This window comes from Pseudoalteromonas sp. UBA6610, from assembly GCF_002433295.1.
Taxonomy (GTDB): domain Bacteria; phylum Pseudomonadota; class Gammaproteobacteria; order Enterobacterales; family Alteromonadaceae; genus Pseudoalteromonas; species Pseudoalteromonas atlantica.
The window spans coordinates 69,646-84,230 of record NZ_DJHW01000022.1 but is presented as its reverse complement, the minus strand read 5'-3'; the positions used below and the strand labels follow the sequence as shown (position 1 = coordinate 84,230).

Here is a 14,585-nt window from a genome sequence, read left to right as displayed (position 1 = left end):
ATAACTGCAATTATTCAACAAGCAATATAATAGACGCCGTTTGGTTAAATTAGTTCACATGCTAAGTAAAAAAATTAGCTTTTTATAAGTGATAACATTTGCTGCTCATCAAACGAAGTAAAGCTCATTGATTTATCGGTAAATAATGCATCAACAAGCGCTTGCTTATCTTGCTGCATTTTAAATACCTTTTGCTCAATTGAGTTACTCATAATTAATTTATAAACAAACACTGGATTTGTTTGGCCAATACGATAAGCACGATCGGTGGCTTGTTTTTCAACAGCCGGGTTCCACCATGGATCAAAGTGAATAACGGTATCGGCTTGAGTTAAGTTAAGCCCAGTACCGCCTGCTTTTAAACTGATTAAAAACACCGAGGTTTTGCCACTGGTAAACTCGTCAATAACTTTGTCGCGATGACGCGTTTGCCCAGTTAGCATACTAAATTTGATATTTATATCGTTTAAACGCTCTGCAATTAAATCGAGCGCAGAGGTAAATTGACTAAAAATAATCACTTTACGACCAAGGCTTAGCATTAATGGCAAATGCGTAGTTAGCCATTCTAATTTTGCTGAACCTGCTTGTGTTTCTGGCTCAATTAATTTTGGATGACAACAAATTTGCCTTAGCTTTAGTAGCGCTTCTAAAAATGCGAGCTTACTTTTTTGTGCGCCTTGCTCAGCAAATAAGTCGATGAGCTTTTCTTCTAAGGCGCGCGTAATACCTTGGTACATATCTTTTTGCTTAGGTTCAAACTCAAACTCTTTTAACAGCTCTGTTTTTTGTGGCAGCTCTTGAGCTACCTGCGCTTTTGTGCGGCGTAATATAAACGGCATAATAAGCGCTTTTAGTTGCTCAGCTCGCTCTGAGTCGGCTTCGCGCTCAATAGGTGTTTGAAAGTGCTGTTTAAAGTGGGCTTGCGAGCCTAGTAATGAAGGCATTGCAAAGTCGAGTAACGATTTAAGCTCAAACAAATTATTTTCGATTGGCGTGCCGCTTAAACATAACTTAAAGTCGGCATTTAAACGCTTAACTAAGCGCGAGACTTGTGCAGTATCGTTTTTAATATATTGCGCTTCATCTAAAATAATATTTTCAAAATAAAGTGGCGAGTAATAAGCAATATCACGCTTTAATAATGGGTAAGTAGTTAAAATACACTGCGCTTGCGCTAAATGTTGTAAAGGCTCATTACGTTGCGAGCCAAAAATAGTGGTTACTTTAAGACTTTTAGCAAATTTGGTTATTTCGTTTTGCCAATTACTTACCAAACTTGTAGGGCACACTATAAGGGTAGGGCCCGCTTGCGGGCGATTAAAACTGCTGGCCAAAAAGGCAATAACTTGCAGCGTTTTACCAAGCCCCATGTCATCAGCGAGTATGCCGCCTAATTGGTGGCGCTTTAAAAAGCTAAGCCAATCAACGCCTTGTTGCTGGTATTCACGTAGTGTTACCGACTCATTTAAACCGTGTAAAGGCACCACGGGCATTGCCTGCTCGGTGTTGTTTAACTCATCAAGATAACGCTCCAATGAGTCATCATGAAGGTCTATAGTAACTGCGGTATGCTTTACCAGCTCAGGTAAATAAGAAAGCGGGATATTAAATTCATCGCGTGTTTTAACAAATTCAAAACGTTGTTTAAATTCGGTCAGTAAATTAATGGCGGCTTTACTAATAACACCAAATTGACGCCCAACAGGGTAGTAATAAAACAGCTCACTTTGACGATTTAACGATTGATACGTGGCATCATCGGTATTAAAAAGTACAGCGGCTTTGGCATCGCTTAATTGCACTTTACAATGCATTTGGTGACCTGCAGCACGGTTTACATCGAGTGTAACGTGCCCTTGGGGGTCGGCTACATTTACTTTAGTTTGAGTTACCTGCCAGCCACGCCTTTTAAAGCCAGGGAATACTTCGTAAACAAGCCAATGTAAATGTATAGGTGATTGTTTATTAAATATAAACTCACTTTGTAAACCCCCTTTACAAAACTCAAAACCTAAATTTACTAACTCATTTGTTACTGTGTTTTCAAATGCACTATTTATTAAACTCGCTGGTGCTGTTCCCGCTAAATAATTTTTATTTTTATATTTAAATAATAGCGAAACTTTAAGCCCTTGCTCATCCATAGTGGCTTTTAAAACAGCATTACCAAGTTGCTTAACATTGACTTGTTCGTTATTCGGATGCGGAATAACACCGGCGCCAAAATTGTCGGCAAGTTGTTTATAAATGCGATCAAAATTAGCATCGTGAAGTGCGGGAATTGATTGTAAATGTGCTATTTCGTCGGCGCTAAGCTGTGTTCTGATCCGGCCGACTTTAAAGTGATCGAGGTCTAAATAAGCGGGCGGCGTGGTTTTTATCAATGCCCAATTTTTACTGTGTTCAAGCTCAATAATTAATTGCGATAACTCGTTTTGTTGCTGCCAATTAAAGTTAAGCGATTGCCCAGTTTGCGCTTTAATAGCAACACGAGAGCGTTGTAAAAATAAACGGTCGGTGGCAATTAATTGTTGTAAAGCGCTAAAGCCCCATTGACCTTTTAGCTCTAAATTACCCACTGCATTTTGCGAGCGAATCCAACTAAAGAGTCTAAAGTCACTTTCGAGCAAATCGTTTGGAGTTACAAAGCTATTTAATTGTTGCTCAGTTAAATTGCGCCCTAGCGTGTAATTATTATTTTTGTCGTAATTGGCAATTTTTGGCGTTAAAAATACTTTATTGTTTTCAATGTCTAATACAAATAAAAGAACTTGCGAAGGAGCTTTAGCATCAACACTTTTAAGTGCTGTCAGTTCACTAAACCAATCGTTAATAAAGTAGTCTTCTCCGTATTCACCTGAGTGCTCTATTTTAAGTTTAAATAATACAGCGGCTAAGTGCCTACATTTGGTTTTAGCATTACAGGTACAATGCGTATCAACAGAGTAACCAGTAGGTACTTTACTGATCTCAATGCGTTGGTTAAATGCTGATCCGGTGTCGCCTTGTACCGTTGAATCAATAACAGCAAAATCACTGCTGTGCTCTAACCAACTAATTTGGCCGTTTTTATAATACTCTTTGCCTTTATCGAGCACGTTTGGCCTAAACAGCTTTTTTATAAAGCGCTCAGAAAGAGGGAACAAGGTTGCCTGCTCATTTTTTATTTCTTCAAAAATAGCCAGTAAATCATTTTTTGATAAGTTAGCAGACATGTCACTCTAAGTATTAAATTTTTAAAATAATTCTGCCAGTATATTCTTTAACTGCGCACAGCAAAAGCAATATTAACGTTATATAAACTGGTTGGAGCTGCTAGGTTAGTAAAAAATCGGTTTATACGTACTTTATGACACTTTATCTGCCAATACGAGAATAGGTAAACAGCAAACACACATGTTACAAACAATTTATTAACAATGCCGGGGCTTTACAGATCAGTTTTTTACTAACAAATTAAGATCCAGCATCAAATAGTCGTAAAAACTAAATTCAGTTGGTAAAAATGTGATCTTTAGAGCAAAAATGAGGGATTTATAGGTTATAAATAGCAAAAAAGATCAGGATTTTACTAAGTAAAAAGCCCATTAGATCAGAATTTAACTAACCTAACAGGCTTTTAAGATCACTATTTTACTAAGTAATAAGGGGCTAATTAAACGCGCTTAACAGCTTAGTAAGTTGTTCTAAGCGTTTTTCAGTCAATACTTTATTATCTATTTTAATAGATACGTCACCACTTTTTAAATTACGTTGTACGTTTATAAAGTTGTTTTCAAATACAGCTTCACGTTTAGCAACCACGCTAGGCTCGGTAGTTAAACGTTTAGTAATTGCCATAGCGCGTTTGTCGTCGCTTGTAATGGCGTTAATCTCATCGTCTGTATGTAATTCGCTAACTAGGGCGTTAAACGCCTGCTCGTCGCGCTCCTTTGCACTAACAAGCTTTTTAGCGACTTCTCTGCCTACGTGATTAGCCGTTGGGTAAAGTGAAATAACATCAGCGGGGATTTGCTCGTACGCTTTAATGGCATCTGCAATTGCGGTGTGCGATACACCTTCAATAGCGGCAATTTCGCGATAAGAGCCTTTTTTACCTTGCTCAATAAGATCGTTTTTAGTTTGTTGATAAGCTTGCCCTAGCTCCCAAAGGCTTGGGGCTATGTACTGATCTGAAGATACAGCTAAAATTTTAGCGTCTTGATCGGTAAAATCTGGAGAGCTTAAAACTAAATAATCGGCATTACCTAAAATACATGCCTTTCGACGGCGTGAACCGGCAAGTACTAAGTTAGTATTTCCCTGATCCCAAAGTAAAGCAGGGTGTTGATTACGTCCATCTTCACTGATTGCAGGTAAAATATCAGAAACCGACTTTTCGTTTAATAGCGCTTGTACACGGCGATTTTTACCGTAAACCGTGGTGCTAGATTCAATATCTGCATGAGCAATAACTTTACACACTAAGGTTATTTCGCGTGTAGGGTCGCTTGGCGCAGGCATTCTTATTACATCACCAGCGCTTGCTTGCTCAAGTAATGCATCAAGGCTGCTATTGCCTACGGCAGTTGCAAATGGATCTAAGCGGGTGTCGTTTTTACGTTTTGTAGCCATTTTTATGTAACATCCTTACTTAGTGTTGTTAAGTGATGATTGGGTTGACTCCCAATTAGAACGAATAAGCATTTCTAATTCGTCCACAACATCTTTAATATTTTCTTGCGCGCGTAATAATGACTCGCGACTTGCTAAACTATCCGATGCTTTTTGATCAAATATGGTATTAAAAGACGATGAACTAGCCGTAATTGCCGAGCTGTGATTAATTGGGTAGCTCATTACTTGGCGGCCAAACGCACTACGTACATCTTTAACAATATCGCGCTGTGAATGATTACCCTTAACGTAATTGGTCACTAAAAACTGCATAAAGTCCCAACCTTCATGACCAAGTGCCGCTACTGTGTGGTAAATCTCACCTAAACGCTTTAAATATTTATTGTTAGCATCAAAATCTACAGCTTCTGGATGAACCGGAATAAGCATCGCCGTAGAGGCCATTAAAGCATTATAAAACATAAAGTTAAGTGTAGGAGCGGTATCGATTAAAATAATATCGAATTCATCTTTAACCGGCTCAATAACCTTTTCTAAAAGCTTATGATAATGACGTGTTTGTTCGTAATTAGAGGTGTCTTTTAAAAGTGTTGCTGTCTCGTGTTCAAAATAAAAATCATCCATACCTGAGGGTAAAACACGAATATTAGGAATATGCGTAGTCACAAAAGCACTAGAAACAAACTCTGGCCAGGTTTCGCCTTCGTCTAAATCAATACAATCACGCATTAAGTCGCCTACCGTAACAGGGTCGTGATCATTAGAAGGGAAAAAGCTAGAAGACGAACCTTGAGGATCTAAATCAATAATACCAATACGATAACGTTTGATATTAGTCGTCGCCAATGCAGCAGCAATATTAACCATACTGGTTGTTTTACCACAGCCACCTTTAAGTGAATTAATAACAATAACTTGGAGTTTATCGTTAGCAGTGCGGTGATCTGGCTGAATATCCATGATATCGGCCATCGCAAAAATATTAACTAACGTGTACGCATAGTGCCCATTTGCACCACGCTTAATATTTAAATCATCAAAGTCACCATTGTCATGACGACGTTTTAAGGTACGATTATTACACCCTAATAAATCTGCTGCCGCTTTTTGGGTGTAAGTTCTTAATTCTTTTTCTTCTGATTTAAGATGAGCGCGATAGTGTTGTATGCGTCCTTTTAAAGATTTTTCAGCAACTTCGGCTGTTGCTTTTAAAAGCCGGTAAGTACTTAGCGCGTTATTATTGATAGACATACTTTCTTCCTCAAAGTTAGGCAGTTAGTATAATGTCCATTCAAATAGCTGTAAACAACTATTTAAGGCGACATGCATTTTAATAACAAGACATTTAAAAATATTTTTACACCTTTAAGATTGCTTAGTATAAATAAAGAAGTTTAAAGGTGGTTAAATATATAAGGTAATAAAGGTTAAGGGTGTATAATGGCTATATAACTATATGATATTTATAAATAATGTTAAAAAAAGCAGATCACCTTTATACTTGGTTAAGATCAGATCTTTATCTACATGCAGATCAGCTTTTTACTAAGCCTTATTTAAATATTAAAGTTATGCACAACTTACTCAATAAGTTATGTACAAAATGACTGTGTTAGATCAGTTTTTTACTAAGTAAATTATAAAGTTATACACTTAAGCTTACGAAGAACAGGGCGTTTAATTGGTATAGATCTGATCTGTAGTAAGTACAGATCAGATCTATGCTAACTCGAAGTACTGTTATCCACAGCAGGTATTTATTTTACTAACGTTTGTCGTGTAAAAAGTTTAAAAATAGCGCTTTTAATGGACAAAAAATAAATTGAGTTAGTAAAAATTTAGCTTGAGAAGCTTATCTTAGTAAAATAGTGATCTGAAATTAAGCTTATCACTCCCTACTTAGTATAATAATGATCCGTTACGTTTATTTATACTCGGATCAGTTTTATACTAACTTAAACATTTAACTTTTGTTGCTTAATGTGTTGTTATTAGCTGTCGCAATAAAAAATGGAAATCAGAACAATGAGCCGAAAGGTCAACATCTCGGTAGATAACTTGCCCGATACACTTAGGGGCCAAATACACGGGGTGGAAAGTGCAATAGATAACGAAAGTTTAGCACTATTTACAGATAACAAAGATGTGCGAATTTCTATCGAAAATGCCGCTCATGGGTTACGTGCTTATTCAAACACGTTTAACCACTATGATTTATGGGGGCGTTTTGTACGTTCTGGGCATAAAAAATTGCCATTGGAAGAAGCACCTAAAAAAACAATTATTACGCGTAAAATATCCGAAAAAGTAGATGGTATTTTATATGACGGCGAAATAAAAATTACACCGGCCGTTGTAAGCACGCGTAAAGATGGCGAAGACGTAGAATATTTAGTGTGGCCATCGGATAGAGAAGAAAAAGTTGAGCGCGCGTTAATTCGCCTTGCATCGAAAGGTAAAATCGTAAAAATCAATTTTAAGTCCGGTATTCAATATGCCGTGGTTTTTTCGATGAACGAATTAGCCCAAGAACTTAAAGCGGTTGGCCAATCAATGCCATACCCACAAATTAAAGAATCATTAGAAGCACTTCAAGGTTCTAAACTTTCATTTAAATACTCGGCTACTGATACTAAAAATACAGATATTGATGACTCTTTTTATGAGTCAAATATGAACTTTTTATCATCTCTTCATTTTAGTGGTAAAAAAGGCCAAGGCGGCAACGTAAAATGTGTTGCATGTTTAAATGCATTTGTTCATAACATGATTGATAACCTTGAATACAAAGGGTATTACTTTAACAGTGCGCAAGAGCTAAAACGTGGTTTATCGCGTTGGATGATGCTGCGTTTATACCACCTTTGGCGTTATGCAGCGCCTGGTAAAACGTATCATTTTAGATTGCTATCTATTATGGAAAAATACGGCTCTATTTATTCAACCGACGATATCACAGAAAACAAACTAAAAGCCTTGCGCCGTGATATGACCACAACAATGAAAGACTTGATTGAAAAAGGGGCTATTTCAGAATACAGCATTACTAATGTAAAAGATGATAAAACCGGTAATATTATTGATTACACCTATGAAATGCATCCTTCTGATCAGTTTTGTGATGAGATACTCACGCTCAATAAGCACAATAAGCGTATTGAGATTCAAGGTGGTAAACGAATTGTCGAAAACGCAGTTTTAATTGATGAAGATAAAATAGAAGAAATAGTCGAAAAATAACAACGGTTAAAATAATAGACTACTTACCAAAAAGGCCACACTATGTGGCCTTTTTAACATAATTATTTATCTACTTGTTCTAAATAAAGTCTATCCACTAAAAAGTCATACTCTTTTTTTCTCGGGTGAGACTCTGGTTTTTGATAATCTGGCAAAGTACCTAACTTAACATCGGGCTGTGGGTTAATTAAAATAAACGGCAATGCTGCACTTACGTGATACCTATTTTCTGCGGTATACCTAACATTAACTTGGGGACTTACTCGGGTAGGGCGGCGAATTCTTAACTTTTCTTTTTCACCTAAACTAGCTACTCGCATTTGCTCTTGTGCAACAAGGGACTGCCATTTTTGTTGGTCTATCATTCTTGGATTTCTATAACCTGCGGATTTATCGAGCATTTCAAGCGCCATTTTTTTAGTTAGAGTTTTAGTCGCATGCTTATGCATCCAAGTAAATCGCACTGAAAAAGGGGACTCACTTTGAAAGTGAATTTTTCGATAAGCTGCAAGAGTGATTAAATTTGGAACCGCGTTATGAACAGCTTCAAATCGAGCATCATTATTATCAATAGCCAAAACACACTCCTTAAAAGCAGCCTTAGCTTTATTAACTTGTTGTATTCGGCTAGTTAATGCTGCGACATCTGCATTTTTTAGAACCAAAAGCCCAGGATGACGCTTTAGTACTCTACTACTTAAACTTTCTTTTTTATAAATATCAGTAAATGAGTTTAAAATTGCCCTATGAGCAATTTCACCGGTTGATTTTTGTACAGGGATTGACTCGGGAATAATATTTTCATCAACACTATTTATATCTGGTAGCTGATAATACTCAGCCTTTGAATATTCACAGACACGTAATTCATCAATCAATAACGATGTTAATTCATTCATTAAATCAAACTGACTTCTTATTTGTACTTTAGAAACCATAACCACCTTAAGAACACATCTTACTTATTTAATTATTAAGTTTAACCTTTTGCTCTGGTTTTATAAAGTTAATTTATTCTATTAAAGCTAAGATTAATTCTAAATTAAATTAAGTATGATGTGTTCTTTAATGCTGTTTGCTTATGCTTGTGAGATTCGGTGCGTGAATATTTGCATATAACAGAAAGAATTAGTGAACCCAGGCGTGATCAATACACTTATGTGTATTTACGCTATATGAGGAAATTTGTTGTAACGCAGGTAATTGCTAGGGCGATGTATACTTTTATATAATATCGCTCTGTGTAAAATAGTTATTGAGCCTTTAGTTTAAGGCCAGCAATCAATTTTTTGGTTCGACACTTTAGATAGTGTTGGGCACTCATTGTATAATTGCTTATAAGTGATACTTGTAATACAGCGCTAGGCTCCTGTAAGGGGGAAGGCTGCTCCGTGAAAATGAACTCTATACAACTTAATATTTAAAGTAGTCGTTCATACGGACTGTTTTTAGTAGCCCTAATTAGAGTACTGGCATCGTCTAACAACCTGATCACAGTTGTACAGAATAAAGTGGACTTATTATTATAGCTTTACATAACCCTGAATCACATATCACACACTCAAAATAAATTCTAGTCACTTGGTTGATTTAATTAAATTACCACTGTAAAGCTAAGATTACATTTAACCGACTTTAAGTATGATGTGTTCCTACTAAAACTGTTAACTTTAAGGCTTTGAATTCAATTTGGTTTGGGGTGGTTAAAAAAACGCCTTCATATATTTAACTTATTGTATTTAAATAAAAATAATAAAATTAAAACACGCTTAAAACTAAGCATGAATAGCCTTAAAATCACAAATAACCTTATATATATTTAACTCATAACAAATTAGTTGGTAAATAGTGAATATAGTCCTTGAACTTAGGGCCATGCATACGTTAATTTCTTTATATCAGGTAAAGTAGGAATGAGGAAAGAACATGCAATCGTGGAACCCAAATAGCTGGAGAGAACTGCCAATACTGCAGCAGCCACAGTACCCAGATCAAGAAGAACTGAAAACAGTAGAAAGCCAGTTAAAGAGTGCTCCGCCACTTGTTTTTGCAGAAGAAACAAGAAGCCTCTTTAAACAATTAGAAGATGTATGTGAAGGTCGTGCATTTTTACTTCAAGGTGGCGACTGTGCCGAATCATTTAGCGACTTTAATGCCGCTAATATTCGCGATACATTTAAAACCATTTTACAAATGGCAGTTGTTTTAACATACGGCGGTAAATGCCCAGTTGTTAAAATTGCACGTATGGCAGGCCAATACGCTAAACCACGCTCTGCAGATTTAGAAACTATTGACGGTGTATCTTTACCATCTTACCGTGGTGATATTGTAAATAGCTTTGAGTTTACAGAAGAAGCACGTATTCCCGATCCACAACGTTTAATGAAGGCATACCACAATAGTGCTGCTACATTAAACTTACTTCGTGCATTTGCACAAGGTGGCTTAGCAGATTTACACCAAGTGAATCGCTGGAACATGGGCTTTGTAGCCGCTAATCCGCAAAAAGAGCGATTCCAACAGCTTGCTGACAAAATTCAAGACGCACTTGAATTTATGGAAGTATGTGGCATTAATTCTACTATTGCGCCAAGCCTTAAAGAAACCGACTTATACACGTCTCACGAAGCGTTATTGCTAGGCTATGAAGAAGCACTTACACGTCGCGATCACCTATCAGGTGACTGGTACGACTGTTCTGCGCACTTTGTGTGGATTGGTGAGCGTACGCGTCAATTAGATCATGCACACATTGAGTTTTTCAAAGGTATTAAAAACCCTATTGGTGTTAAAGTTGGCCCAGGAATGGACCCAGATGACCTAATTCGTTTAATTGATGCTGTAAACCCAGATAACATTCCGGGCCGTTTAACGCTAATTACACGTATGGGTGCCGACGTACTGCCAGAAAAACTTCCAGCACTTGTAAGACGCGTTCAGCAAGAAGGCCGTAAAGTTATTTGGAGCTCGGATCCAATGCACGGTAACACTGAAAAAGCGACATCAGGCTATAAAACGCGTAGCTTCGATAATATCATGCGCGAAATTAGCCAGTTTTTTGCTGTACACAAAGCTGAAGGTTCATACGCAGGTGGTATCCACTTAGAAATGACTGGCCAGCACGTTACAGAGTGTACCGGTGGTGCATACGGTTTATCTGATGATGACCTAGCGCAACGTTACAAAACACAATGTGACCCGCGTCTAAATGCAGACCAAGTATTAGAAGTAGGCTTTTTAGTAGCTGACTTACTAAAAGACGCTCGTAAATAATAAATAAAAAATTAAAGCCGCATATAGCGGCTTTTTTTAGCAAAACAGTAAATTAGTTTGTTAGTACTTACGTCGCTCAAGGTTACTGTCTATTAAGATTTTTGCAGATATTTCCTCTACAGAATGATGGGTAGAATTAAAGTATGCAATTTTATGTCGCTTATAAAGCATTTCAACTTCACGCACTTCAATTCGGCATTGTCTTATTGATGCGTATTTAGAATTTGCCATACGGCGGTGTCTAATTGCAGCCAAACGCTCAGGGTCAATAGTTAACCCAAATAACTTATGTTTGTAAGGGAGTAAACATTTAGGTAGTCCCTCACTCTCTAAGTCGTCTTCAGTTATTGGGTAATTTGCAGCCTTTATGCCGTACTGTAGGGCTAAGTACAAGCTTGTTGGTGTTTTACCGCTTCTGCTAACACCTACTAAAATAATATCGGCTTCAGAAAAGTTTTTAATATTTCCGCCATCATCATTCATAAGGGCATAGTTAACCGCATCTATTCTAAAGTCATAACTTTTTTCATGAATAGAGTGGGTACGATGCATTTTTGGCACTGGCGCAACATTAAGCTCTTTTTCTATTTTTTCACTGTAAGTAGACAAAAAATCATACGCGATTGCATCGGCCGATTTAATAATTTCACTTAAGTTGTGATTTACGAAGGTAAAGAATACAAATGGCTTCTCACCTTCTTTTGCAGCAGTTGCGTTTATTAACGCTTTAATTTCATTTGCTTTTTCTTCTGTTTCTACAAAAGGAATAGTTTTATGATTAAATTCAACCGGAAATAACGACAAAGTCGCGTGACCAAACACTTCGGAGGTAATAGCAGTGCCGTCTGATATATAAAAAGCAGTTCTCATAGTTAACCTTTTTATTACGTTTAATCCCTAAAATGGCTTACTCACGGTTTACGTGAGGTCTAATGCCAGTGTAGAATGAAGGTGACCTTTATAAAAGGTTTTCTTTCTTAACTCTCACAGTTACAACTACAATTTGTTTTTTGGAGAAAGACCCGTGCAAGAATACGTTCTCTGGTATCAAGAGCTTGGTATGCAAGATGTTCCTCGTGTTGGCGGCAAAAATGCCTCACTGGGTGAAATGATTTCAAACCTCGCTAACGCAGGTGTACAGGTTCCGGGTGGTTTTGCCACTACAGCCGACGCTTTCAATGAGTTTTTAGAGCAATCTGGACTCAATGCAAAAATTCACGACATTTTAGATACGCTTGATGTTGATGATGTAAATACACTCGCTAAAGTCGGTGCCGATATCCGCCAATGGATTATCGATACCCCATTCCAACCTAACCTAGACCAAGCCATTCGCGACGCATACAGCCAACTTCATGGCGATACATCAGCCGATGTATCATTTGCAGTACGCTCATCAGCCACCGCTGAAGATATGCCAGATGCATCATTCGCAGGCCAACAAGAAACCTTCCTTAACGTTCGTGGTATCGACTCAGTAATGGTCGCTATTAAACACGTATTTGCTTCTTTATTTAACGACCGCGCCATATCGTACCGTGTTCACCAAGGTTACGATCACCGTGGTGTTGCACTATCTGCTGGTATTCAGCGTATGGTACGTTCAGATAAATCAGCATCAGGCGTTATGTTTAGTATTGATACAGAGTCTGGTTTTGAAGACGTTGTATTTGTTACTTCAAGCTACGGTTTAGGTGAAATGGTTGTACAGGGCGCAGTAAACCCTGATGAATTTTATGTTCATAAACCAACATTACAAAAAGGGTTGCCATCAGTAGTACGTCGTAATATTGGCTCAAAAGCCATTCAAATGATTTACTCAACAGATGAGGCACACGGCAAACAAGTAGAAATTGTTGACGTAGAGCCAAGCCTTTCAAACAAATTTTCAATTACAGATGAAGAAGTGCAAGAACTTGCAAAACAAGCTGTAATTATCGAAAAGCACTATGGTCGTCCTATGGACATCGAATGGGCAAAAGACGGAAACGATGGCAAATTGTACATAGTACAAGCGCGCCCAGAAACCGTTCGCTCAAACGAAGATGCCAATATTATGGAGCGTTTTCAATTAAATGGCACAAGCAATGTCATTGCTGAAGGCCGCGCAATTGGTCATAAAATTGGTAGTGGTGTTGTTCGTGTACTTGATTCAATTAAAGAAATGGACCAAGTACAAGAAGGCGACATTTTAGTTACCGACATGACAGACCCAGATTGGGAACCTATCATGAAGCGCGCCGCGGCTATTGTTACAAACCGTGGTGGGCGTACGTGTCACGCAGCAATTATTGCCCGTGAACTTGGTATTCCTGCGGTAGTTGGCTGTGGTAACGCAACCGATTTAATTAAAGCAGGCCAAGAAGTAACGGTATCATGTGCTGAAGGCGATACAGGTTACATCTACGAAGGTATTTTAGATTTTGAAATACTAACGTCGCGCGTTGATAAAATGCCAGAACTACCAATGAAAGTGATGATGAACGTAGGTAATCCAGACCGCGCGTTTGACTTTGCACGTTTACCACATGCAGGTGTTGGCCTTGCCCGTGTTGAATTTGTAATAAACCGCATGATTGGTGTTCACCCTAAAGCGCTATTAAATTTTGATGCCCAATCACCTGCGTTACAAGCTGAAATTACCGACATTATTGCCGGATACGAATCACCGGTAGAGTTTTATATCTCTAAATTAGTAGAAGGTATTTCAACGCTAGGCTGTGCCTTTGCACCAGAGCGTGTAATTGTGCGTATGTCTGATTTTAAATCAAACGAATATGCAAACTTAGTAGGTGGTGAGCAGTACGAACCTGAAGAAGAAAACCCAATGATTGGTTTTCGTGGTGCTGCACGTTATATCTCTGAAGACTTCCGTGATTGTTTTGCCCTTGAGTGTGAAGCAATTAAACGCGTAAGAAACACCATGGGTATGACCAACATTGAAATCATGATCCCATTCGTACGTACCCTTGAAGAGGGTAAACGTGTTATCGAATTACTAGAAGAGCATGGCCTTAAACGTGGTGAAAATGGTCTAAAAGTAATCATGATGTGTGAGCTTCCTTCAAATGCATTACTTGCGGATGAATTTTTAGAGATGTTCGATGGTTTTTCTATCGGCTCTAACGATTTAACTCAGCTAACACTTGGTCTTGACCGTGACTCAGGCCTAATCGCACATCTATTTGATGAGCGTAATCCTGCGATTAAAAAGCTACTTTCTATGGCAATTAAAACAGCTAAAGAAAAGGGCAAGTATGTAGGTATTTGTGGTCAAGGTCCTTCAGATCATGAAGACTTTGCAGCATGGTTAGTAGAGCAGGGCATTGATTCTGTTTCACTAAATCCAGATACAGTACTAGAAACATGGTTATACCTAGCAGACAAACTTGCTAAATAATCATCAGTACCCGTAACAAATAAAAATGCCAGCTATTATGCTGGCATTT

Annotated in this window: 8 protein-coding genes; 3 read left to right on the top strand and 5 right to left on the bottom strand. The window is 37.9% G+C overall.

Annotation, left to right across the window (positions count from 1 at the left end; genetic code table 11):
* Positions 1-74: 74 nt before the first annotated feature.
* The 3 genes from B4F91_RS03360 to B4F91_RS03350 form a co-directional block, all read right to left on the bottom strand.
* On the bottom strand, positions 75-3,218 hold the full coding sequence (locus B4F91_RS03360; RefSeq protein WP_286939044.1) for a DEAD/DEAH box helicase: 3,144 nt from the start codon (positions 3,216-3,218) through the stop codon (positions 75-77).
* Positions 3,219-3,654: 436 nt separating this feature from the next.
* Complete coding sequence (locus B4F91_RS03355; protein WP_286939043.1) at positions 3,655-4,617, bottom strand: transcriptional regulator; 963 nt, start codon at positions 4,615-4,617, stop codon at positions 3,655-3,657.
* A gap of 15 nt (positions 4,618-4,632) precedes the next feature.
* A complete protein-coding gene (locus B4F91_RS03350) occupies positions 4,633-5,871 on the bottom strand; it encodes an AAA family ATPase (RefSeq protein WP_004586301.1) in 1,239 nt (412 codons plus the stop codon).
* 774 nt (positions 5,872-6,645) lie between these two features.
* Here B4F91_RS03350 and B4F91_RS03345 point away from each other — a divergent pair.
* Positions 6,646-7,860 carry a hypothetical protein gene (locus B4F91_RS03345; protein WP_004586302.1) on the top strand — a complete coding sequence of 405 codons (1,215 nt, stop codon included), beginning with the start codon at positions 6,646-6,648 and terminating at the stop codon, positions 7,858-7,860.
* 62 nt (positions 7,861-7,922) lie between these two features.
* Here B4F91_RS03345 and B4F91_RS03340 read toward each other — a convergent pair whose 3' ends face one another.
* Complete coding sequence (locus B4F91_RS03340; RefSeq protein ID WP_286936486.1) at positions 7,923-8,798, bottom strand: DNA replication terminus site-binding protein; 876 nt, start codon at positions 8,796-8,798, stop codon at positions 7,923-7,925.
* 988 nt (positions 8,799-9,786) lie between these two features.
* On the opposite strand from B4F91_RS03340, the gene B4F91_RS03335 reads away from it, so the two are divergent.
* Complete coding sequence (locus B4F91_RS03335) at positions 9,787-11,136, top strand: class II 3-deoxy-7-phosphoheptulonate synthase (RefSeq protein WP_024032363.1); 1,350 nt, start codon at positions 9,787-9,789, stop codon at positions 11,134-11,136.
* Positions 11,137-11,196: 60 nt separating this feature from the next.
* Here the strand turns inward: B4F91_RS03335 and ppsR are convergent, their stop codons facing one another.
* Positions 11,197-12,006, bottom strand: a complete 810-nt coding sequence (gene ppsR, locus B4F91_RS03330) for a posphoenolpyruvate synthetase regulatory kinase/phosphorylase PpsR (protein WP_004586305.1) — start codon at positions 12,004-12,006, stop codon at positions 11,197-11,199.
* Between the two features lie 154 nt (positions 12,007-12,160).
* Here ppsR and ppsA point away from each other — a divergent pair, with 154 nt between their 5' ends.
* Positions 12,161-14,536, top strand: coding sequence for a phosphoenolpyruvate synthase (gene ppsA, locus B4F91_RS03325; RefSeq protein WP_054981983.1), 2,376 nt, complete (start codon positions 12,161-12,163; stop codon positions 14,534-14,536).
* Positions 14,537-14,585: the final 49 nt, after the last annotated feature.

Coding starts and splice junctions, on each gene's coding strand:
- B4F91_RS03360 (WP_286939044.1), bottom strand. CDS start 3,218: ATGTCTGCTAACTTATCAAAAAATGATTTACTGGCTATTTTTGAAGAA.
- B4F91_RS03355 (WP_286939043.1), bottom strand. CDS start 4,617: ATGGCTACAAAACGTAAAAACGACACCCGCTTAGATCCATTTGCAACT.
- B4F91_RS03350 (WP_004586301.1), bottom strand. CDS start 5,871: ATGTCTATCAATAATAACGCGCTAAGTACTTACCGGCTTTTAAAAGCA.
- B4F91_RS03345 (WP_004586302.1), top strand. CDS start 6,646: ATGAGCCGAAAGGTCAACATCTCGGTAGATAACTTGCCCGATACACTT.
- B4F91_RS03340 (WP_286936486.1), bottom strand. CDS start 8,798: ATGGTTTCTAAAGTACAAATAAGAAGTCAGTTTGATTTAATGAATGAA.
- B4F91_RS03335 (WP_024032363.1), top strand. CDS start 9,787: ATGCAATCGTGGAACCCAAATAGCTGGAGAGAACTGCCAATACTGCAG.
- ppsR (WP_004586305.1), bottom strand. CDS start 12,006: ATGAGAACTGCTTTTTATATATCAGACGGCACTGCTATTACCTCCGAA.